The sequence below is a fragment of the Sphingomonas donggukensis genome (assembly GCF_023674425.1).
Classification (GTDB): Bacteria; Pseudomonadota; Alphaproteobacteria; order Sphingomonadales; family Sphingomonadaceae; genus Sphingomonas; species Sphingomonas donggukensis.
The window spans coordinates 536,527-558,140 of the sequence record NZ_CP098401.1 but is presented as its reverse complement, the minus strand read 5'-3'; the positions used below and the strand labels follow the sequence as shown (position 1 = coordinate 558,140).

25 protein-coding genes are annotated in these 21,614 nt (G+C 68.3%); 4 read left to right on the top strand and 21 right to left on the bottom strand.

Translation table 11 applies throughout. From position 1 onward, the window contains the following. Position 1: 1 nt before the first annotated feature. On the bottom strand, positions 2-448 hold the full coding sequence (locus tag M9980_RS02775) for a cupin domain-containing protein (protein WP_250753099.1): 447 nt from the start codon (positions 446-448) through the stop codon (positions 2-4). Between the two features lie 11 nt (positions 449-459). Here M9980_RS02775 and dapE point away from each other — a divergent pair, with 11 nt between their 5' ends. Next, on the top strand, positions 460-1,590 hold the full coding sequence (dapE, locus tag M9980_RS02770) for a succinyl-diaminopimelate desuccinylase (protein ID WP_250753096.1): 1,131 nt from the start codon (positions 460-462) through the stop codon (positions 1,588-1,590). Here dapE and M9980_RS02765 read toward each other — a convergent pair. The 3 genes from M9980_RS02765 to mltA form a co-directional block, all read right to left on the bottom strand. After that, entirely contained in the window at positions 1,580-3,253 is a 1,674-nt protein-coding gene (locus M9980_RS02765) for a putative bifunctional diguanylate cyclase/phosphodiesterase (RefSeq protein WP_250753093.1), read from the bottom strand. The genes dapE and M9980_RS02765 overlap by 11 nt on opposite strands. A 106-nt stretch (positions 3,254-3,359) precedes the next feature. After that, positions 3,360-3,851: a Smr/MutS family protein gene (locus tag M9980_RS02760; RefSeq protein ID WP_250753091.1), complete on the bottom strand. Its 492-nt coding sequence runs from the start codon at positions 3,849-3,851 to the stop codon at positions 3,360-3,362. A gap of 25 nt (positions 3,852-3,876) precedes the next feature. Next, the gene (gene mltA / locus M9980_RS02755; RefSeq protein WP_250753087.1) at positions 3,877-5,181 is read right to left on the bottom strand and encodes a murein transglycosylase A; all 1,305 of its coding nucleotides are present in this window, start codon (positions 5,179-5,181) and stop codon (positions 3,877-3,879) included. A 198-nt stretch (positions 5,182-5,379) separates the two neighbouring features. On the opposite strand from mltA, the gene M9980_RS02750 reads away from it, so the two are divergent. Continuing rightward, entirely contained in the window at positions 5,380-5,550 is a 171-nt protein-coding gene (locus M9980_RS02750; RefSeq protein WP_250753085.1) for a (2Fe-2S)-binding protein, read from the top strand. A gap of 103 nt (positions 5,551-5,653) precedes the next feature. Beyond that, positions 5,654-6,136, top strand: a complete 483-nt coding sequence (gene bfr / locus M9980_RS02745) for a bacterioferritin (RefSeq protein ID WP_250753082.1) — start codon at positions 5,654-5,656, stop codon at positions 6,134-6,136. A gap of 16 nt (positions 6,137-6,152) precedes the next feature. Here the strand turns inward: bfr and M9980_RS02740 are convergent, their stop codons facing one another. The 11 genes from M9980_RS02740 to guaA all read right to left on the bottom strand — a co-directional run bounded on the left by M9980_RS02740 (position 6,153) and on the right by guaA (position 15,066). Next, entirely contained in the window at positions 6,153-6,560 is a 408-nt protein-coding gene (locus tag M9980_RS02740; protein ID WP_250753080.1) for an Hpt domain-containing protein, read from the bottom strand. Between the two features lie 91 nt (positions 6,561-6,651). Further along, on the bottom strand, positions 6,652-6,849 hold the full coding sequence (locus M9980_RS02735) for a sulfurtransferase TusA family protein (RefSeq protein WP_340689109.1): 198 nt from the start codon (positions 6,847-6,849) through the stop codon (positions 6,652-6,654). A gap of 8 nt (positions 6,850-6,857) precedes the next feature. Beyond that, positions 6,858-8,228, bottom strand: coding sequence for a ribosome biogenesis GTPase Der (gene der / locus M9980_RS02730; protein WP_250753078.1), 1,371 nt, complete (start codon positions 8,226-8,228; stop codon positions 6,858-6,860). Positions 8,229-8,289: 61 nt separating this feature from the next. Then, a complete protein-coding gene (locus M9980_RS02725) occupies positions 8,290-9,621 on the bottom strand; it encodes a PQQ-like beta-propeller repeat protein (protein WP_250753076.1) in 1,332 nt (443 codons plus the stop codon). After that, positions 9,618-10,319, bottom strand: coding sequence for a tetratricopeptide repeat protein (locus tag M9980_RS02720; RefSeq protein ID WP_250753075.1), 702 nt, complete (start codon positions 10,317-10,319; stop codon positions 9,618-9,620). Before M9980_RS02720 ends, M9980_RS02725 begins: the two co-directional genes overlap by 4 nt. A 79-nt stretch (positions 10,320-10,398) precedes the next feature. Next, positions 10,399-11,259 carry a 3-methyl-2-oxobutanoate hydroxymethyltransferase gene (gene panB / locus M9980_RS02715; RefSeq protein ID WP_250753074.1) on the bottom strand — a complete coding sequence of 287 codons (861 nt, stop codon included), beginning with the start codon at positions 11,257-11,259 and terminating at the stop codon, positions 10,399-10,401. A gap of 38 nt (positions 11,260-11,297) precedes the next feature. After that, positions 11,298-11,738: a hypothetical protein gene (locus M9980_RS02710; RefSeq protein WP_250753073.1), complete on the bottom strand. Its 441-nt coding sequence runs from the start codon at positions 11,736-11,738 to the stop codon at positions 11,298-11,300. Between the two features lie 64 nt (positions 11,739-11,802). Beyond that, positions 11,803-12,147 carry an ArsC family reductase gene (locus tag M9980_RS02705; protein ID WP_250753072.1) on the bottom strand — a complete coding sequence of 115 codons (345 nt, stop codon included), beginning with the start codon at positions 12,145-12,147 and terminating at the stop codon, positions 11,803-11,805. Then, entirely contained in the window at positions 12,144-12,560 is a 417-nt protein-coding gene (locus M9980_RS02700; RefSeq protein WP_250753070.1) for a GNAT family acetyltransferase, read from the bottom strand. Before M9980_RS02700 ends, M9980_RS02705 begins: the two co-directional genes overlap by 4 nt. Beyond that, positions 12,557-13,513 carry a phosphoenolpyruvate carboxykinase (ATP) gene (locus M9980_RS02695; RefSeq protein WP_250753068.1) on the bottom strand — a complete coding sequence of 319 codons (957 nt, stop codon included), beginning with the start codon at positions 13,511-13,513 and terminating at the stop codon, positions 12,557-12,559. Before M9980_RS02695 ends, M9980_RS02700 begins: the two co-directional genes overlap by 4 nt. After that, entirely contained in the window at positions 13,510-15,066 is a 1,557-nt protein-coding gene (guaA, locus tag M9980_RS02690) for a glutamine-hydrolyzing GMP synthase (protein WP_250753066.1), read from the bottom strand. Before guaA ends, M9980_RS02695 begins: the two co-directional genes overlap by 4 nt. Positions 15,067-15,161: 95 nt before the next feature. Between guaA and M9980_RS02685 the strand changes: the two genes are divergently transcribed. Continuing rightward, the gene (locus M9980_RS02685) at positions 15,162-16,247 is read left to right on the top strand and encodes a class I SAM-dependent methyltransferase (RefSeq protein WP_250753063.1); all 1,086 of its coding nucleotides are present in this window, start codon (positions 15,162-15,164) and stop codon (positions 16,245-16,247) included. Positions 16,248-16,275: 28 nt separating this feature from the next. Here the strand turns inward: M9980_RS02685 and M9980_RS02680 are convergent, their stop codons facing one another. From M9980_RS02680 to M9980_RS02655, 6 genes are all read right to left on the bottom strand, one after another. Further along, complete coding sequence (locus M9980_RS02680) at positions 16,276-18,414, bottom strand: prolyl oligopeptidase family serine peptidase (RefSeq protein WP_422921378.1); 2,139 nt, start codon at positions 18,412-18,414, stop codon at positions 16,276-16,278. Between the two features lie 106 nt (positions 18,415-18,520). Further along, a complete protein-coding gene (rplQ, locus tag M9980_RS02675) occupies positions 18,521-18,940 on the bottom strand; it encodes a 50S ribosomal protein L17 (protein WP_250753060.1) in 420 nt (139 codons plus the stop codon). 267 nt (positions 18,941-19,207) lie between these two features. Continuing rightward, on the bottom strand, positions 19,208-20,269 hold the full coding sequence (locus tag M9980_RS02670) for a DNA-directed RNA polymerase subunit alpha (RefSeq protein ID WP_250753058.1): 1,062 nt from the start codon (positions 20,267-20,269) through the stop codon (positions 19,208-19,210). Between the two features lie 97 nt (positions 20,270-20,366). After that, positions 20,367-20,756: a 30S ribosomal protein S11 gene (gene rpsK / locus M9980_RS02665; RefSeq protein WP_019516037.1), complete on the bottom strand. Its 390-nt coding sequence runs from the start codon at positions 20,754-20,756 to the stop codon at positions 20,367-20,369. Positions 20,757-20,856: 100 nt separating this feature from the next. Continuing rightward, positions 20,857-21,225, bottom strand: a complete 369-nt coding sequence (rpsM, locus tag M9980_RS02660) for a 30S ribosomal protein S13 (protein ID WP_250753056.1) — start codon at positions 21,223-21,225, stop codon at positions 20,857-20,859. Between the two features lie 157 nt (positions 21,226-21,382). Continuing rightward, positions 21,383-21,613 carry a hypothetical protein gene (locus tag M9980_RS02655; RefSeq protein ID WP_250753054.1) on the bottom strand — a complete coding sequence of 77 codons (231 nt, stop codon included), beginning with the start codon at positions 21,611-21,613 and terminating at the stop codon, positions 21,383-21,385. Between the last annotated feature and the right edge of the window lies 1 nt (position 21,614).

Here is a 21,614-nt window from a genome sequence, read left to right as displayed (position 1 = left end):
GTCAGAACGCGGACCCGTCCTTCCGCCGAAAGCCTTTTCCGGCGAACAGGTGCATGTCGATGTCGGGATAATGGCAATCGGTATCGCCCGACCGCCCGACCGCGATGAACACGCACGGCGCATCGCTGCGGTTCTGGAGGACGTGGCCATTGCCATCGCCCATCGGAAACGCCGCGCAGTCGCCCGCGCGCATCGCCGTCTCGCCGCTGTCGTCGACCAGCACCGCCTCGCCCGACAGCATCACCACGAACTCGTCTTCGCCCTCATGCCAGTGGCGGTGCGCCGACCAGGCGCCGGGATCGAGCACGACGTGACTGACGCCATATTCGGTCAAGCCGCCTGCCGGTCCCAGCCGGCGATAATGCCGCCCCTGCACCTGCCCGGCATATTCGGGCGGATAGCCGGTCGCATTGGTCTGCGGGATTGCGTCGAGGTCGAGCTTGGGCAATGCGCCTCTCCATGACTGGGTCGATCGACGTTGTAGCGCTCGCGGGCGCGCTCATCACGCAGGAAAGCGTGACGCCCGCGCGCGGGGGCGTGTTCGACGTGCTGGAGGCGGCGATCGTGCCGCTCGGCTTCGCGGTCGATCGCTTCGTGGTCGGCGAGGCGCCCGACGGTCCGGTCGAGAATCTGCTCGCGGTGCGCGGATCGGGCGGGCCGCACCTCGCCTTCGCCGGGCACCTCGACGTCGTGCCGCCCGGCGCCGGCTGGACCGGCGATCCGTTCGTTGCGGAGGTGCGCGGCGACCTGCTCTACGGGCGCGGCGCCGTCGACATGAAGGGCGCGATCGCCGCCTTCGTCGCGGCGTGTGCGACGGCGCCCGACAGCGGCACGATCAGCCTGATCGTCACCGGCGACGAGGAAGGCCCGGCGATCCACGGCACCCGCGCGCTGATCGATCGCATGGCCGCGCGCGGCATCCGCCCGGACATGTGCCTGGTCGGCGAACCGACCTCGACCACGCGGCTCGGCGACATGGTGAAGATCGGACGGCGCGGGTCGGTCAACATCTGGATCGACGTCCCCGGGCGTCAGGGCCACGTCGCCTACCCCCACCTTGCCGACAATCCGATCCCGCGTCTGGTCGCGATCCTCGCGGAGATCGACGCAATCGCCCTCGACCAGGGCAATGCCTGGTTCCAGCCGTCGAACATCGAGGTCACCGACCTGGACGTCGGCAATCCGGCGACCAACGTCATCCCCGCGCATGCCCGCGCGCGCCTGAGCATCCGGTTCAACGACGAACAGTCGGGCGAGGCGCTCGTCGCGCGCATCCGCGCGGTCGTCGATCGCCACGCCCCCGGCGCCGGGGTCCGCGGGATCGTGTCGGGAGAGGCTTTCCTGACTCCGCCCGGCGATTTGTCGGCGCTGGTGTCGGGAGCAATCACGCATGTCACCGGGCTGACCCCAGAGCTGTCGACCACCGGCGGCACCTCCGATGCGCGTTTCCTGTCGGCGGTCTGTCCCACGGTCGAATTCGGTCTGGTCAACGCGACGATGCACAAGCTGGACGAGGCGGTGGCGACCGCCGACCTGCACGCCCTGACCGCAATCTATGCCGAGGTCATCGCCCGCGCGATCAGGCGGTAATTCGCGCCGGCTCGGTCCGCGCCCAGTCGAGGAACGCCGCCTCGTCCATCGGTTCGGCGATGGCGAACCCCTGGATCACGTCGCAGCCCAGCACGCGAAGCACGTCGATCTGCGCGCGCGTCTCGATCCCCTCCGCCACCGCTTCCATGCCGAGGCCGTGGATCAGGCCGATGACCGCCTGCACGATGACGCGCGCGTGGTGGGCCTCGGCGATGTCGCGGATCAGGCAGGGGTCGATCTTCACCCGGTCCACCGGCAGGTCGCGCAGGCGAGCGAGGTTCGAGTATCCCGTGCCGAAATCGTCGATCGCGATCGTCGCGCCGTCGGCGCGCAGCGCGGCGATCGCGTCGATCACCTCGCGCGAACACTGCATCGCCAGCGTTTCGGTGATCTCCAGCTCCAACAGGTGCGCCGGCGCGTCGGCGGCCCGCATGGCGTTGCGCAAGCCCCTGAAGAACGATCCGTGATCGAGCTGTCGGGCGGAGATGTTGATGGCAAGCCGCTGCGCGATCCCCATTCGCCCCCACCGCCGGATCGTGTCGGCGACCGCCGCGATCACCCATTCCCCGATATCGACGATCAGGCCGGTGTCCTCCGCGCGCTGGAGGAAGCTGCCCGGCAACCGCAGCGCGCCCGACGGATGCCGCCAGCGCAGCAACGCCTCCACCGCGACCAGCCGATTGCCGGTCAGCGCGATCTGCGGCTGGTACACAAGTGCGAATTCGCCGCGCTCGATGGCGGCGCGCAGGTCCGTCTCCAGCTGGCTGCGGGTCGCGATCTCGGTCGCCAGCGCCTCGCTGAACAGCTCCGCGCGGCCGCGCCCGCTCGCCTTGGCGTGGTACATGGCGGTGTCGGCGGCGCGCATCAGGTCGGTCAGTGCGTGGCCGTGGCGCGGGCGCAGCGCGATGCCGATCGACGCGCCCACCGACACCGCCTGCTCGACCAGGTCGAACGGCTCGCTGAGCGCGAACAGGATGCCGCGCCCGATCCGCGTGGCCTCCGTCGGGCACCCGACCGCGGGGAAGAGCATCGCGAATTCGTCCCCGGCCAGCCGCCCGATCACCGCCGGTGCGGCGCCGTCCGCCGGCGCGAAGCGTTCGGCCACCGCGCACAGCCGGTCGGCGACCATGCCCAGCAGAGCATCGCCGACCGCGTGGCCCAGCGTGTCGTTCACCGCCTTGAACCGGTCGAGATCGATGAAGAAGATCGCCGCCGCGCCATCGCCCGGCATCGCCGCCAGCACGCGTTCGGCACTGCGGCGGAAATTGGTGCGGTTGGCAAGGCCGGTCACCTGGTCGAACATCGCCAGCTGCTGAACGATGTCGAGCTGGGTGTGGAGCTGCCCGAACAGACCGGTCATCGCGCCAGCAAGCGGGGGCACCGCCGCGGCCACCTCGTCGGGAATCTCGCTTTCCAGGTCGCCGTTCGCGGCCTGCGTCAGGCGTGCGATCGCGGCATCGATCGCCGCCGCCGTCGATGCGAGCGCGCGTTCGGCGCAGGCCCAGCACATTACCGCGCACACGATCGCCGGGATCAGCGCATGTGCGGCGCCCAGCGCGTCGAGACGCCCCGCCGACGTCGCCGCCAGCGCCAGCACGAACGCGATCATGCCCGCCCCCAGCGCGAACGCCACGGCTCTGCTTTTGAGCGAGACTGCGTTCATGCGTTCGACGTGCTTGCCCCACCCCTCGCGCGGCGCATCGACGCACCGCTGCCATCTGACCCGCCGATATGGCGTCGCAGGGTTAGGAAGCCGTGGACGAAGAGGGTTAAGGCGCCTGCCGGTCGCGCCGCAGAACGATATACAGGGCGCCGGTGCCGCCGTGGCGCGGATGCGCGCCGCGGACCGCGGCGATGCGGTCGGCATGGCGCGATGCCGCCAGCCAGTCGCCAACTGCCGCCCGGATCGCACCGCGGGCGTGGGGCCGCTCGGATTCCTTGCGCGGTGGTTTGCCGGTCACCAGCAGGATCACGCGGCTGCCGTCGCGGATCGCACGGTCGAGCGCGTGGTCGAGCAGGCTATAGGCCGACTGGAGCGTATGGCCGTGCAGGTCGATCGTGCGGTCGGGCGCGACCATCCCGCGCGACAGTCGCCGATCCCAGCCGCCATCGAGCGTCACGCCGGGCGCCACGGGGCGATGTGGCCGCGGCGGTGCCGGCTGCGGTACAGCGGAGAGGGTGACGGCGTGCGCGCGCTGCGTGGCGGGGGCGGCCACGGCGGCCGGCGGTGCGCGGCCCTCGATCGGGCGAACGCTTGCCATCACGCGCCGCCACAGCGCGGCCTCGTCAGGGCTTAGTCGCCGGTCCGCCATATGCCGCCCCCGACGTCAGCCGCGCGGCCGTCCCGATCGGCAGCAGCAGGAATGCGGTGCCTCGCGCGGCCATGCCACCGGCGATCGCGCGGGCATCGTCCCCCGCGCCCCAGAAGGTATCGAAGCGGTTGGCGCCCTTGATCGCGCCGCCGGTATCCTGCGCCACCCAGATGCCGTTGGCATCGGCGCGGTCCATCGACAGCAGCACCGGCGCGCCCAGCGGCACGAACTTCACGTCGACCGCCACGGTCCCGCCGCCGGTGACCGGATAGCCCATCGCCCCGAGCGGCCCGGCGCCCGTCAGTTCGCGGAAGAAGACGAAGCTCTTGTTCTCGCGCATGATCGCGCGGCCTTCCTCTGGGTTGGCGCGCAGATAGCCCATCAGCCCCTGCATCGACGTCTGCCCCGGCTGGAGCAGCCCGCGCTGGCGCATAAGCGCGCCGATGCCGGTGTATTCGCGCCCGTTCTGCGTGTCGTAGCCAATCCGCATGACATTGCCGTCGGGCAGGCGCAGGCGGCCCGATCCCTGGATCTGCAGGAAGAATATCTCGACCGGGTCCGCCGCCCACGCCAGCACCGGCGCGCGCCCGTCGAGCGCCCCCTGCTCGATGGCGGTGCGGTCGTCATAAGGGACGAAGCTGTTGCCCGACACCTTGCCGCGGATCTTCTTGCCCTTCAGGTCGGTCGCGAACAGGCCGAGGTCGACTTCGACCAGATCGCGCGGGCGGGCGTAGATCGGGGTCTGATACGCCCCGCCCCGCGTCCGCGAGCCGGCAATCTCAGGCTCGTAATATCCGGTCGCGAACGCCTTGCCGTCGCCGATCTGCACCGCCTCCAGCCAGCGCGCGAAGAACGCAGGGGCACCGCCGTCGCCCGTCGCGCGCGCGGCGTCGCACGCCGGCTGCCAGTCGGCGGGGCGGGTCAGCCCCGACACATCGGCGCGCTTCGTCAGGCCCGGGCAGGAGGTGCGGAACGCGGCGAGCGCCACCGCGGCATCCTCACGCGTCATCGGCAGCGACGCGACCGGCGGCCCGGCCAGCACGCCCGCCGCCGCCGCCGTCGTCACTCCGGCAGGCGTCGGCGCGGTCGCGATCGGTGCGATCGGCGTCGCGGCGGTCGGGCGCCGCACCGCGACATTGGTCGAGGGATGCACCGCCGAGGTCGCCGGACGGTCGCTCGCTGCCGGCACGCCGGTACCGACGGTAGGCGGCACGATCCGCCCCGAACAGGCGCTCAGCACCACCGCCGTCGCCACAATCGTCATCAGCCGCATCGTCATCGCCCCGTTTCGTCGCCCTTGCCCCGTTCCGTAGAGCGCGCGCGACTCCGGAGCAACGCGTTCGACGCATATCGCCGACCCCAGTCCCTGCCGCCAGTCCCGCGAAGTCACGACGGCAGTTATTGCGAGGCATCCGCAATAGTGTTTGCGAATCACTCTCACTAGCGGTACATGATGCGCAGAGCGTGAGGGATTCCTATGGTTGTCTGCGTTTGCAATGCGATCCGAGAGCGCGATGTGCGCGCCGCCGCCCGCGACGGCGCAATGAGTGCGTGCCAGGCGTACCGGTCGCTCGGCTGCCAGGCCAAATGCGGACAGTGCGTGCCCTTCGCGCGCGCCATCATCGACGCGGAACGCGCGGCTGCGTAGCATTCGCAAGGCCAGAAATCCGCAGAATTCCGCCATTTTCATACTGTTCCGACCGCGCCATTCGCGCTATCGCTCTGCCTGACAGAGAACACGGGGAACAGCCATGAAGGGCGATGCGAAAGTCATCGAATATCTGAACGAGACGCTCCGCAACGAGCTGACCGCGATCAACCAATATTGGTTGCACTACCGCCTGTTCGATCACTGGGGCGTCAAGAAACTCGCCAAGTTCGAGCGCGAGGAATCGATCGACGAGATGAAGCACGCCGATTGGGTGGCGGAGCGCATACTGTTCCTCGACGGCCTGCCCAATTTCCAGCTGCTCGGGCGCCTGCGCGTCGGCGAGACCGTCGAGGAAGCGATCCGCGGCGACCTGGAGCTGGAATATGAGGCGGTCGCCCAGCTGAAGAACGCGATCGAGCATTGCGAAAGCGTGCGCGACTATGTCAGCCGCGACCTGTTCCGCCGCATCCTCGACAGCGAGGAAGAGCATGTCGATACGCTCGAGCGTCAGTTCGAGATGATCGAGCGGATGGGGATCGCCAATTACATCCAGCTCAATTCGGAAAGCGAAGCCGACGCCTGAACGATGCGCCGCAGCGTCAGAGGCTGCGGCGTCCGAAGGCGGCGGGCCGGCGCTCGACCAGCGGGTTGGTTTCCTGTTCCAGCAGGATCAGCGTCTGGTCGAACAGCGCGCGCAGGCCGACGACATGCTGCAACGCGTCCGCGGGCGCATCGCGGCTTTCCACGCAATCGCGCGCGATCACCTCGATCGCTTCGGCCGACGCGGCCAGCACTTCGGCACCGAATTGACGCGATTCGCCCTTCAGCGTGTGCGCGGGCAACACCAGTGCCGCTGCCGAACCGCTGCGCATCGCCGCCTCGATCGCGGCCACCGACTTTTCGCCATCCTCACGGAAGTAACCGAGGATGCGGACGAAATTGGCGCCCAGTTCGATCCGCGCGGCGGAAAGCACCGCCCAGTCGATGAGTGGTTGTCCCGTATCCAAGCCCGGCATTCCCCATTCCCTGCTTGCCCCGTCCGTACGGGTTTCGCCGTATCTTTAGGCCGACAAGCGTAAACAGGGTGTTGAGATTGCTTCAGTTCCCGATGCGAAACACGTGCGGAGCCATCGTTTCGAAGGACAGGCCCCGCGCCGCGGCCACCGCCGCAAGCTCGCCCGGTGCGACCGGATCGTCGGCCAGCACCTCGACCGCCGATGCACCCTCCCTGAGCGTCCGCGCCAGCCGCAGCGCCGGCCACGGACAGCGCATGCCGCGGGTATCGAGCCGGATCACGCCCCGCCTCAGTTCTTGTCGTGGTCGAACGGATTTTTCGGCGCGCGCATCGTCAGGCGTACCGGCACCGCGCCGAATCCGAATTCCTTGCGCATGCTGTTGACCAGATAGCGGCGGTAGCTTTCGGGGATCTGGTCAACGCGCGTGCCGAACAGCACGAAGCTCGGCGGGCGCGATTTGACCTGGGTGACGTAACGCGCCTTGATCCGCTTGCCGCCGGGTGCGGGCGGCGGATTCGCCTCGATCGCGCGTTCGAACCAGCGGTTGAGCTGGCCGGTCGAAATCCGCCGCGACCAGGCGTCGCGCGTCTCGAACGCGACCTTGATGAGCTGGTCGATACCCTTGCCGGTCGCCCCCGACACGGTCATCAGCGGCACGCCTTTCACCTGCGCCAGCCCCTCGTCGAGCGCGCCCTTCACGCCGTTGAACAGGCTCGACGCATTTTCGGCGACGTCCCATTTGTTGAGCGCGATGACGAGGGCGCGCCCTTCCTGAAGCGCGCGGTCGGCGATCTTCAGATCCTGCACCTCCAGCCCGCGGGTGGCGTCGATCAGCAGCACGATGACCTCGGCGAAGTCGATCGCGCGCAGGGCATCCATCACCGACAGCTTTTCCAGCTTTTCCTGCACGCGCGCCTTCTTGCGCATGCCGGCGGTGTCGATCAGGCGAACCGGGCGCTCGTTGCCGTCGCCGTCGGTCCACGACCAGTCGATCGCGATCGAATCGCGGGTGATGCCGGCTTCCGGCCCGGTGATGAGCCGGTCCTGCCCCAGCATCCGGTTGATGAGCGTCGATTTGCCCGCGTTCGGGCGCCCGACGATGGCGAGCTTCAGCGGCCCGTCCTCGGCCTGTTCCTCCGACTCCTCGGGCGATCCGTCCTCACGGTCGACATAGGGGCGCAGCGCGTCGAACAGATCGACCACACCCTCGCCATGCTCCGCCGACAGCGGGATGGGATCGCCGAAGCCGAGCGCCATCGCCTCGATCACGCCGGTCTCGCCCGCCCGCCCCTCGGCCTTGTTGGCGACCAGGATCACTGGGGTGGAGGTGACGCGCAGCCAGCGGGCGATCTCCTCGTCCAGCGGCACGATCCCGGCGCGGGCATCGACCATGAACAGCGCGACATCGGCATCCTCGACCGCGGCCTCGGTCTGCACGCGCATCCGACCGGGCAGCGTCGCGACGTCCTGATCCTCGAACCCGGCGGTATCGACGATGCGGAATTCGAGGCCGAGGAGGTTGGCATCACCCTCGCGCCGGTCGCGCGTCACGCCGGGCTGATCGTCGACCAGCGCCAGCCGTTTGCCGACCAGGCGATTGAACAGCGTCGACTTGCCGACATTGGGACGGCCGATAATGGCAACGGTAGGATGAGGCATGGCGCCCCCCTAGCGCCTCCCGCCACAAAAGTCGCGCGCCCTGTCGGCGCGCGACTTTGGATCAGCGGTAGGCGGTCAGCACGCCCTCGTCGCTCAGCATGTATAGCGTCTGGTTGGCGACGACCGGCGACAGGCCAAACTTGCCCTTGGTCTCGATAGTCGTGCCGACGGTCCCGTCGGTCGGCGAGACCGACGCGATCTGGCCGAGCGAATTGGCCAGCCACAGCCGTCCGCCGGCCAGCACCGGGCCGACCCAGGACACCGGATCCTTCGGGTTCTTTTCCTTTTCGACCCGGAACTTGCGCAGCTGGCTGATCCAGCGGACCTGCCCGCTGGCGCGCGAAAGACAGATCAGGCGTGCGTCGTCGGTGACGACAAAGATCCACTCACCCGACACCCACGGCGTCGAGATGCCGGCGAGATTCTGTTCCCACAGACGCTGGCCGGTGGTGACGTCGAGCGCAACCATGCGACCGCCCTGCCCGATGGCATAGGCGCGGCCCTGGTCGATCACCGGCTCGGCATCGATGTCCGACAGGCTGGACACCGACGCGACGGTGCTGGTCCGCGACAGGGCGTCGGCCCACAGGGTGCGTCCGTTCTCGTAACGATAGGCGTTCAGCTCGCCCGACGAGAAGCCCGCGACCACGGTGCCCTGCGCCACGGCGGGGGCGGCCACGCCGAACACGCCCTGCGTCTCCAGGCTGCCCGACTGAGTCCAGATCACCCTGCCGTCGGCCTGATTGAGCGCGAACAGCTGGTTGTCCTGGCTCAGCACATAGGCATTGCCGTCCGACAGCGTCGGCGCACCGCGCAGCGGGCCGCCGGGCTTCGTGCGCCACACCTCGGCACCGGTCGCGGCGTCGAACGCGACGACTTCGCCCAGGCCGTTGGTCGCAAAGGCACGTCCGCCGTCCGCACTCACGCCGCCGCCGAAGCGGGCGCGGGCGTTGGCATCGCCGGTCTTGCTGGTCTGCGCCGTCCACAGCGCCGCACCGGTATCGGCGGCGTACGCATGCACGGCGCCGTTGGTGTCGCTGACGAACAGCTTGCCGCCCTCGATCACCGGCGCAGCGGCGAGGCGCACGCGCTGGTCGCCGCCCGGGATTACGACGCGCCACGCCTGCGCCACCGAGGCGCCGAGCGCCAGATGGCCCATCGACTTCGATTCGTTGCCGCCCGGCTGGTTCCAGTCGGCGTTCGCCGCCGCGGGAGGCAACACGACCTCGACCGCCGCCAGCGACTTGTCCACCGCGATCGAATTTTCCGACATCAGGATGGGCACGCGGTCGCCCAGCACCGGCGTCTTGGTGCCGCCGCCCTTAAAGATACCGCACCCGCCAAGGCCCGCCGCCAGCGCAAGCGCCGCGGTCGCCGTTACAAACTTCCTCATCCCGCCTTCTTTTCCCCAGATTGGTCGACCGCGTCGACCCCCAGAACACCGGCCATCTGAACCGCGCGTTGACGGATCGATTGCGGAACCTGCTCGTCCGCCGCGATCTCACCGAACATCCGCCCGGCCAGGTCGCGCCGGCCCATGCGCAGATGCGCGACCGCAGTCATCTCACCCGCCGAACCGAACCACGGCTGGCCCTTCACCGCCAGCGGGCGGAGCCGGTCGATCACGACTTGCGGCTGCAGCGTATCATATTCTGCCGATGTCTGGCGCACCAGCGCTAGGTCGCGCAGCGGCTGCGCGACGCCCGTATCGCCCGCGATGCCCGCGAATTTCGCCGCGGCACCCTTCAGATCGTCCTTCTTGAGCAGCAGGTCGGCCTCGGTGAAGGCCGCCATCACCGCATAGCCTTGCGTGCCGGACTTCGCGAGGTCGGCCAGGATCGGCTGCGCCTTCGCATCCTGATCGGCACCGAGCGCGTCGATCGCCTGGTTGAAGCGTTCGCCCTGCTCGCCCGCGACGTTGACGCGGTGCTGCTGCCACCACAGCCACCCGGCGAGCGCCGCCAGCGCCGCCAGCACGACCGCGATTGCGATCTTGCCCCAGCGTTTCCACAGCGCGACCGCCTGGTCCTTGCGCAGTTCCTCGTCCACCTCGCGCAGGAAGGCTTCGTTGGGTTGCGGGGTCAGCGCCAAAACTCAGTTACTCCGAAGCTGTCGGGGGAATTTTCGTCGCGCCAGCCTTTAGCCGCGCGCGATGCGAAACGAAAGTGCCTCACGCCTTGGGGCGATAGACCTGTGCGTCGCCCGGAAAGGCGCGCGAGCGCACTTCGCCCGCATAGTCGGCGACCGCGGCGGAAATGCGGCCAGCCATGTCGCCGTAGGTCTTCACGAACCGCGGCGTGCGCTCGAACAGGCCGAGCATATCCTCAGTCACCAGAACCTGCCCGTCGCACTCCGCCGACGCGCCGATGCCGATGACGGGACAGCCGACCTCTGCGACGATCGCATTGGCAAGCGATTCCATCACTCCCTCCACCACCATCGCAAAGGCGCCGGCGGCGTCGATCGCGCGCGCGTCGGACAGGATTTTCGCGTGTTCGGCGTTGCTGCGCCCGCGTGCGCCGTAGCCGCCGAGCGCGTTCACCGCCTGAGGCGTCAAACCGACGTGGCCGCATACCGGGATGCCGCGCGCCGACAGGAAGGCGACGGTCGGCGCCATCGCCTCCCCGCCCTCCAGCTTCACGCCTGCCGCGCCGGTTTCGGCCATGATCCGCGAGGCGCTGGCGAACGCCTGTTCCGGCGACGCCTCGTAGCTGCCGAAGGGCATGTCGATGATGACGACAGAATGATAGCTGCCCCGGACCACCGCGGCCCCGTGCGCGCACATCATGTCGAGCGTTACCGGCAGGGTGGACGGCAGACCGTAGATCACCTGCCCCAGGCTGTCGCCGACCAGCAGCATGTCGCAGTGCGGATCGAGCAGCTGCGCCATCCGCGCGGTATAGGCGGTCAGCATGACGATCGGCTCGCCGCCCTTTCGCCCCTGGATCGCGGGGATCGTCAGTCGCTTCATCGGCGCCGGGGTCGGCGTCGCGCGGCTGGTCGAGGTATCGATCGTGAAGGTCGTGGACATGGCCGCCGCCCTACGCGCTCCGGCGGGAGAGCGCCAGCTTAGCCGATCCAGCCGCGGCGCCGCGCATGGCCCGACAGCCAGATCGCGAACGCCGCCACCGCGACGATGAACAGCGGGAACGGTACCGTCGCCCCCGCGCCGCGCACCGCGATCATGTCGGTAGTTGCAAACAGCCAGCCGAACTGGACGACGACCGCGATCAACGACACGATGAACAGCAGCCGCGCCGTCGCCAATCGCATAAGCAGCGCGATCGCGCCGAGGAAGCCGGCGCCGACCGCCACCGCATAAACCCAATTGTACCACGCCGGGAGCGTCGCATAGAGCGTGCGGTAATAGGCATCCGCCGGCCCCATCGCGTCGGCGCCCAGCCGGAATTGCTGCAGGCAGGCATAACAGCCCATGGCCCCCCACAGCAGCAACACGATCGCGACGATCCAGAACCACACCGGCGGCTTTTGCCGAAGATAGGACGCCATCGCACACCCCTCCCCAGATATTATGGCGACAGGATAAAGGATTATCGGGGGATGTGCCAGCGGTTCAGGAAAAGGCGGCGGCGTAGCGATCCGGCTTGAACCCGACCAGGACCGCGCCGCCATGCTCGACCACCGGTCGCTTGATGAGCGATGGAGACGCCGCCATCAGCGCCAGCGCCTTCGCCCGGTCGATATCGGCGCGGTCGGCTTCGGCCAGCTTGCGGAACGTCGTGCCCGCGCGGTTGAGCAGCGCCTCCCACCCGACCGCGTCCGCCCAGCCGGCCAGCCGATCGGGGTCGACACCCGCAGTCTTGTAGTCGTGGAAAGTGTGGGCGATGCCGTGCGCATCGAGCCACGCCCGCGCCTTCTTCACCGTGTCGCAGTTGCGAATGCCGTAGAGGATCGTCATTCTTCGTCCTTCAGGAAGCGCCCATAGGTCGCGACCGGCTGCGGCTCCAGGCCGAGGGATTCGTAGAAGGCCGCCGCCGCGACGTTGTCGCCGCGGACCATCAGCTGGATCTTGACGCACCCCCGCGCCCGCAGCCAGTCCTCCGCCGCGGCCATCAGCGCCCGTCCGACGCCGCCGCGCCGCGCATCCGGCGCCACCGCGAGATAATAGACCCAGCCGCGGTGCCCGTCGTCGCCGACCATCACGCTGCCGGTGATATCCGACCCGCCGCGCGCGACCAGCACTGCCGATGTCGCACCCGCCTGCGCACGGTCGAAATCGGCGGCGGGGTCGTTCCACGGGCGGGTCAGGCCGCACGCCTCCCACAGCACCACCACGGCGGCGCGATCGCGGGCGGTCGCCGCGTCGATCATCGCGCCGCCACATGCGCGGCGAGCCGTTGCGCCTCCCGCTCGAACACGTCGAAGCCCCAGGCGCGCGACACGGCATAGACCTCGACATGGGCCAGCATCGCCGCCGCGCGCTGGAAATGCCACGTCGTCAGCCCGAGCGTCGGGAGATATTCGTGGCGGTAGCTGTTCTCCATCACCGCCGCCATCGCCTGCGTTCCGGTCAGCCGCGCGATCGTGCCGGCTTCGCCATCCGCCGCGCGTGACAGGACGTACAGGCGCTTCAGGGGCAGCGCCCGTGCGGCATGCGCCGCGGGAATCGCCACGTGGAATTTCTGGTGACCATCGACCACCCGATCGAGCGTCGCCGGATCATGCCCCAGCGACCGCGCGGCATCCTCCCACAGCTTGACGCGCGGCAGGCCGGGCCAGGCGCAGGGCTGGCCGTCCTGCGCGAACGACAGCGCGCACACGTCGTCGCACAGCACCTCGTGCCCCGCCGCCGCAAAATGCGCCGCTAGCGTCGACTTCCCCGCGCCGGACGGCCCGGCAAAGGCATAGGCGCCGCCATTCACGACGATCGCATTGGCATGCAGCGGCAGCAGACCGCGGCGATAGGCAAGGATGCCGATCGCCGAGCCGAGCAGGAACAGCCGCACCGCCCCATCACTCACCCCGGCGACCGGCGCGACCACGATCTCGTTACGGCCCCGGATCAGATAGCGCGCGACGTCCGGCACGCAGAGCAGCACGTCTCCTCCCACCACCGCGAGCCCGTAGTCGGGGGCGGCCAGCTCGTCCGGAAGCGTCCCGACGCGGATCGTCACCACGTCCCGCACGTCATCCGGCGCCGCCAGCGCGAGCTCCCCCAGTGGGATGTCCGAGGCGAAGCGGAAGTCGAAGCAGGCGTGCAGCGGGGCAGCGCGCGCGACGGCAAGGCCGCCGCCCTGCACCCCGCAATCGTCGCCCGCCGTCACTCCCACTCGATCGTGCCCGGCGGTTTCGAGGTGTAGTCGTAGGTGACGCGGTTCACGCCCTTCACCTCGTTGACGATCCGCGTGGACACGCGCGGCAGGAAACCGCCGGGGAACTCAAACGCCTGCGCGGTCATGCCGTCGGTCGAGGTCACCGCCCGCAGCGCCAGCACATAGTCGTAGGTGCGCCCGTCGCCCATCACGCCGACCGTCCGCACCGGCAGCAGCACCGCGAACGCCTGCCAGATGGCGTCGTACAGGCCGGCCGATCGGATTTCCTCGAGGTAGATGGCGTCGGCCTTGCGCAGGATATCACAGCGTTCGCGCGTGACTTCGCCGGGAATGCGGATGGCCAGGCCCGGTCCCGGGAACGGATGCCGCCCGACGAAGATGTCGGGCAGGCCCAGCTCGCGCCCGAGCTCGCGGACCTCGTCCTTGAACAGCTCGCGCAGCGGCTCGACCAGCTTCATGTCCATCCGCTCGGGCAGGCCGCCGACATTGTGGTGGCTCTTGATCGTCACCGACGGCCCGCCGGTGAAGCTGACGCTTTCGATCACGTCCGGGTACAGCGTCCCCTGCGCTAGGAATTCCGCGCCGCCGATCTTGCGCGCTTCATCCTCGAACACGTCGATGAAGGTCTTGCCGATGAACTTCCGCTTTTCCTCCGGATCAGTGATGCCCGCGAGGCCCGACAGGAACAGCGTCGATACGTCAACGTGGATCAGCGGGATGTTGTACGCACCGCGGAACAGGCTGACGACCTGATCGGCCTCCCCGGCGCGCATCAGGCCGTGGTCGACGAACACGCACGTCAGCTGCTCGCCGATCGCCTCGTGGATCAACACGGCGGCGACCGCCGAATCGACCCCGCCCGACAGGCCGCAGATGACGCGGCCCGTGCCGACCTGCTCGCGGATTTCGGCGATCTTGGTCGCGCGGAATTCGGCCATTGTCCAGTCGCCAGCCAGGCCGACGACATGCCGCGCGAAATTGGCGATCAGCCGGGCGCCGTCGGGCGTGTGGACGACCTCGGGATGGAACTGCATCGCATAGATGCGGCGCGCGTCGTCGGCGATCACTGCATTGGGCGCACCCGCCGACATCGCGACGACGCGGAAGCCGGGGGCGAGCGCCGTTACCTTGTCCCCGTGGCTCATCCACACCTGGTGCGTCTCGCCCTCGGCCCACAGCCCGTCGAACAGGCTGCACGTGTCGGCCACCTCGATGAAGGCGCTGCCGAATTCGCCCGAATCGCCCTTTACGACCGTGCCGCCCAGCTGTGCCATCAGCGCCTGCTGGCCGTAGCAGATGCCGAGCATCGGCAGGCCCGCGTCCAGGATCGCCTGCGGGATGCGAGGGCTCCCTTCGTCCAGTACCGACGCGGGGCCGCCCGACAGGATGACGCCGCGCGGCTGCATCCGCTCGAACGCTTCCGCGGCCGCATTGAACGGGGCGATCTCGCTGTACACCCCCGCCTCGCGCACGCGGCGGGCGATCAGCTGGGTCACCTGGCTGCCGAAATCGACGATCAGGATCGAATCGGGATGGTCTGTCATGCCCGCGCGGTAGGTAGCGGGCGCGGACGTGTAAAGCGCGCGACAGCGCCCCGCACCCGCATTAGGCTGGTCGGCGAAGGGTCGAGGGGGTTCGAATGGGCGACGACGGGGCGGCGGTGCGCGGGCTGGTATCCGCGGGCTTCGAGGGGCTGGTGCGCGCCGCCGCGGGCGATGCGCGCAAGCTGGCCGGGCTGGCGCGAACGGCGAAGTCGGCGGGCCACCGCGACCGCGCGTACCCCCTCGCCCGCGCCGCGCGCGCGCTCGCGCCGGGCGACGTGGAGATCGCTGCGCTGACGCAGCGTCCGCTGGCGGGCGCCGTGCCGAAATTCCACCTGCCGATGCTGCGCGATGCGCCGCGCAACCGCATGTATGCCGATGCCATCGCCCGCGTGGTGCGGCCCGGCGACCGGGTACTCGATATCGGCAGCGGGTCTGGCCTGCTGGCGATGATCGCCGCGCGCGCGGGCGCCGGACATGTGTACAGCTGCGAAATGAACCCGGCGGTCGCGGACGTTGCGGCCACGATCGTCGCCGCCAACGGCCTCACCGACCGCGTGACCGTGCTGCCGGTCAATTCCGCCGCGCTCGATGCCGACCGCGACCTGGGCGGTCGCGTCGATGTCATCATCAGCGAAATCTTCTCCGACGACGTCATCGGCGAAGGCGTCTTGCCGGCGACCGAGGATGCGGTCGCCCGGCTGTTGCGGCCCGGCGGGCGCGTGCTGCCCTGCGGCGCGCAGATCGTGGCGGCTCTGGCGAGCAACGCCCGCGCGGACACCGGTTGGATGACCGCGATCGAGGGGTTCGACCTCAGCGCCTTCGCCGCGCTCGCCCCCGTGCCGCAGCGGTACCATGCCGACGGCCCGCATCTGACGCTGCGCAGCCCGCCCCGCGACCTGTTCTCCTTCGACCTGTCAAGCGGGGGGCCGTGGCGCGCGGCACAGGCATCGGTCGATTTCGTGGCGGACGGCGAACCCGTCGACGGCGTCGCGCTGTGGCTTCGCTTCCAGCTCGACGACGCCGCGACCTATGAAAATCGGCCCGGCGCCGGCTCCGAGTCGCACTGGATGGTGTGCTTCCACCGCTTCCTGGCGCCGCTCCACCCGGCGGCATCCGCAATCGTCCGCGTCCGTGCCGCGCACGACCTGAGCCACATCCACCTCTGGCCCGCCGTCGCCTGAACGGGCAGCGACAGGCCGAGGCGCACGATCAGCGGGCGGTCGGGCTGACCGTCATCCCCGTCCATTTCGCCGAGAATGCCCACAGGTCGGCGGCTTCCTCGATGATCTTGTCGGTGGGCTTGCCCGAACCGTGGCCGGCGCGAGTTTCGATGCGGACGAGGTGCGGCTTGGGCCCGATGTCGGCGGCCTGAATCGCCGCGGTATATTTGAAGGTGTGGCCCGGCACCACGCGGTCGTCGGTGTCGGCGGTCGTCGCCAGGATCGCCGGATAGGCCTTGCCCGCCTGCACGTTGTGATAGGGCGAATATTTGATGAGCGCGCGGAAATCGGCCTCCTTCGACGGATAGCCGTAATCATCGACCCAGTACCGCCCCGCGGTCCAGCGGTCGAAGCGGGTCATGTCCATCACGCCCACCGCCGGCAGCGCCGCGGCGAACAGGTCGGGGCGCTGGTTGATGACCGCGCCGACCAGGAGACCGCCGTTCGACCCGCCCTGGATCACCGTTTTCTGCGGTGACGAAATCCCTGCCTTGTCGAGATACTCCGCCGCCGCGATCATGTCGTCGAACACGTTTTGCTTGTTCTGCAGACGCCCGGCGTCGTGCCACGCCTTCCCGTATTCGCCGCCGCCGCGCAGGTTCGGCTGGGCGATCACCCCGCCCTGCTCCATCCACGCGACGCGCGTCGCCGAGAAGCTGGGGGTTAACGACACATTGAACCCGCCATAACCGTACAGGATCGTCGGCGCCGGGCCCTTCAGCCCCTTTTTGTGAACGATGAACATCGGGATCTTCGTGCCGTCCTTCGACGGATAGAAGACCTGTTTCACCTCATAATTGGCCGGATCGAACGCGACCTTCGGCGCTGCCCACACGCTCGCCTGCCCGGTCTTCACATCGTAGCGATAGATGGTCGAGGGCGTCGCGAAGCTGGTGAAGGCGAAGAAGGTTTCGGCGTCGTCGGGCTTGCCCCCGAACCCGCCTGCGGAGCCGATACCCGGCAGCGCGACCTTGCCGATCAACTTGCCGTCCAGGCCGTAGCGCCGCACTTCGCTCTTCACGTCGACCATATATTGCGCGACCAGCACGCCCCCGACGATCCCGCTGCCGTCGAGCACGGCCTTGTCCTCGGCCACTACCTGCACCGGTTGCGGATTCGCCTGCGCCACGTCGAGCGTCACGATGCGGTTGCGCGGCGCGTCCTTGTTGGTCTGGACGTAGAATTTCGTGCCGACGTTGCCGACCACCGACCATTCATTGTCGAGGCCGGAAATCAGCTTGCGCGGCTTCCAGTCGCTCGACTTCAGGTCGATCAGCGTCAGCTCGTTGCGGTTGTCGGTACCCTCGCTGGTGTAGATCAGCAGGTAGCGGCCGTCGTCGGTGACGCTCGCATAATGGCCGCGCTTGGGCAGGTCGGGCGTCGCATAGACCAGACGGTCGGCGGACTGGGGCGTGCCGAGCTTGTGGTAATAGACCGTCGAATTGAGCGTCAGTGCCTGGTATTTCTGCCCCGCCGGCGGCTCCGGGAAACGCGTGTAGAAGAAACCCGACCCGTCCTTCGTCCAGTCACCCAGGCCCCGCACCCATTCCAGCTGGTCGCCGGTATCCTTGCCGGTGGCGATGTCCATCACCTTCAGGGTCCGCCAGTCGGTGCCGCCATCCTGGATCGAATAGAGCAGCTTCGTGCCGTCATCCGACGCGGCATAGCCGCCGAGCGCGGTCGCGCCGTCCTTCGCCCATGCGTTGGGATCGATCAGCACGCGGCCCGGGCCGTTCAGCGTGTCGCGGACGTAGAGGACCGACTGGTTCTGAAGTCCCGAGTTGCGGCTGTAGAAATACTTGCCACCCTTCTTCACCGGCAGGCCGAACCGCTCGTAATCGTACAGCTGGCGCATCCGGTTTTTGAAGATTTCGCGTCCCGGCAGAGTCGACAGATAGGCGTTGGTCACCTTGTTCTGCTCGGCCACCCAGGCAGCCACCTTGGGATTGGTGCGGACGTCGTTTTCGAGCCAGCGATACGGATCGGCGACCTTCACGCCGAACTGTTCGTCGATCTGGGTGCCGCGCTCGGTGGCGGGATAGGTCATCTTGGGCATGGCATCCTGCGCAAAGGCGGCGACGGGCGCGGTGGCGACGAACAGGGCAGCGACGAGCGCACGGACAGCCATCGGGTTTCTCCGGAAACGAAAAAGAAGGCCGCACCCTATCCGGGCCGGCCTTCTTCTCAAGTCCGAAATCCTGCCAACTGCCGCAACGCGGCAGCGGGCGGGACGATCAGGCGTCGTCGTAGTCGGCGTCCGACATCACCGGGCCCGAATTCTGGCCCTTGGCGCTGACGTCGCGGTCCACGAATTCGATGATCGCCATCGGCGAGGCGTCCGACGCGCGGATGCCGGCCTTGATGACGCGGGTGTAGCCGCCGTTGCGGTCGGCGTAGCGCCCGGCCAGCGTATCGAACAGCTTCTGCAGCTGCACATCGTCGAGCAGGCGGGCATGCGCCAGGCGACGGTTCGACAGGCCTCCCTTCTTCGCCAGCGTGATGAGCTTCTCGATATACGGACGCAGCTCCTTCGCCTTGGCGAGGGTGGTCGTGATCTGCTCGTGCTTGATGAGTGCCGCCGACATGTTGCGGAACAGGGCGGTGCGGTGAGCCGAAGTCCGCTGAAGCTTACGGCCGCCTACGCGATGGCGCATGGTATTTTCCTTCGTTCGTTAAGGGGCCGTTTCACGGAAACCCCAGACCAGGTGGGGACGGTGGCCCACCCAAATAAACCGTCACCCCGGCGAAGGCCGGGGTCCAGTAACGCTGTGCTCGCCGCGGCAATGCCACCCTTCGACTGCCTGCCAAGGCAGGCGCTCAGGACAGCCTGACAGCGGCAAAGCCGATGTCGTCGGTCGGGCTGCGCCCGCCGGCCGTGCTGATCGCCGCGACGCCGATTAGCTTGCGCTAATCGTCTGCGATCAGCCGAGAATTTCCTGCTCGAGCCGCTTCGCCATCTCTTCGATGTTCTCAGGCGGCCAGCCCGGGATTTCCATGCCCAGGCGCAGGCCCATCGACGACAGCACTTCCTTGATCTCGTTCAAGGACTTGCGGCCGAAGTTCGGGGTGCGCAGCATCTCGGCTTCGGTCTTCTGGACCAGATCGCCGATGTAGATAATGTTGTCGTTCTTCAGGCAGTTCGCCGAACGCACCGACAGCTCCAGCTCGTCCACCTTCTTGAGGAGGAAGCGGTTGATCGTCGCGGTGTCGCCGGTCGCCTCGGGCTGAGCCGAGGGAGCCGCCACGCCGATCGGCGCCGAACGGGTCACGCTCGAATCGTCGAAGTGCACGAACAGCGCGAGCTGGTCCTGCAGGATGCGACCGGCATAGGCCACCGCGTCCTCGGGCGTGATCGTGCCGTCGGTTTCGACCTGCAGCGTCAGCTTGTCGTAATCCAGGTCCTGACCGACGCGGGTCGGGTCGACCTTGTACGACACCTGGCGTACCGGCGAATACAGCGCGTCGACCGGGATCAGGCCGATCGGCGCATCGGCCGGACGGTTGTTCGCAGCGGGGACATAGCCCTTGCCCGTATCGGCGGTCAGTTCCATGTTCAGCGTCGCGCCGTCGTCCAGGTGGCACAGCACCAGCGACGGGTTCATGATCTCGATGTCGCCCGATACGGCGATGTCGCCGGCCTTCACTTCACCAGGGCCGGTCGCCGACAGCTGGAGGCGCTTCGGCCCCTCGCCGGTCATGCGGATCGCGACCTGCTTCACGTTCAGGACGATGTCGGTCACGTCCTCGCGGACGCCGGCCAGCGACGAGAATTCGTGCAGCACGTTCTCGATCTTGATCGAGGTGACGGCGGCGCCCTGCAGCGACGACAGCAGCACGCGACGCAGTGCGTTGCCGAGCGTCAGGCCGAAACCACGCTCCAGCGGTTCGGCCACGAAGGTCGACTTACGCTTGCCATCGCCGCCCTTCTTCTCGAGGCCGTTGGGCTTCTTCAGTTCCTGCCAATTCTTTGCGTTGACGGACACGGGCTACCCCTTGCTTTTGGGTCGCGGCTGATCGGGCCGCAACCATTGAGAAACGTGCCCGCGCGGCGCGATCAACCGCGCGCGGGCCAGTCGAAAATCAGACGCGGCGACGCTTCGACGGGCGCACGCCGTTGTGCGGGATCGAGGTCACGTCGCGGATCGAGGTGATCTGGAAACCGACCGCCTGCAGCGCGCGCAGCGCCGATTCGCGGCCCGAACCCGGACCCTTGACCTCGACCTCGAGCGTGCGAACGCCGTGCTCGGCGGCCTTCTTGCCCGCGTCTTCGGCTGCAACCTGCGCCGCGTACGGGGTCGACTTGCGCGAGCCCTTGAAGCCCATCATGCCGGCCGACGACCAGCTGATGGCATTGCCCTGCGCGTCGGTGATCGTGATCATGGTGTTGTTGAAGCTGGCGTTCACGTGCGCGACGCCGGCGGTGATGTTCTTGCGTTCGCGACGGCGAATACGCTGCGGTGCTTGTGCCATGTGGTGTTCCTGACCTGAATCTCAAGATGCCGTTAGGTCCGGAGAGCGACGGGCTGTCAGCCTCTTGCCTGCCTCCGGCGGAGAAGTAAGCGCCCCGCGCTTACTTCTTCTTGCCGGCGATCGGCTTGGCCTTGCCCTTGCGGGTGCGCGCATTGGTGTGCGTGCGCTGGCCGCGAACCGGCAGCCCCTTGCGATGACGCAGGCCGCGGTAGCAGGCCAGGTCCATCAGGCGCTTGATGTTCATCGCGGTCTCGCGACGCAGGTCGCCCTCGACGCGGTAGCCGGCGTCGATGGTCTCGCGGATCTGCAGCACTTCCTGATCGGTCAGGTCCTGCACGCGACGCTCGGTCGCGATGCCCAGCTTCTCGACGATCTCGGCGGCCTTCGACGCGCCGATGCCGTGGATATACTGAAGCGCGATGATAACGCGCTTGTTGGTCGGGATATTGACGCCCGCAATACGTGCCATGAAGATTTTCTCCCAGCTCCACGGGCCCGGCATGGCTGCACAGACCCATCTCATAGCGTTGCCATCCGAAACGCACGACAGCGGCGAGCGCAGACGAGCGCCGCCGGGCAACCGGGGTTTCGGAATGACGGTCAGTTAGGCGCGCGGATTACGCGAGTCAAGCGGTCGGTGCGCCCGAACGGCGTCGCATCCACTTCGCCACCGCGACGCCCGCCCATGCCAGTTCCACCAGACCGAACGGCCAGGCGCCCTGCAGGAAACCATAGGCCGATCCCAGCAGGCAGCCGAGGGCGAACGCCAGCGTCCACCAGTGCGACCGCGCCTCCAGCATGTAGCAGACCAGCATCATGCCGACCGCGAACAGTCCGAATGCGCTCAGCCCGTCCATG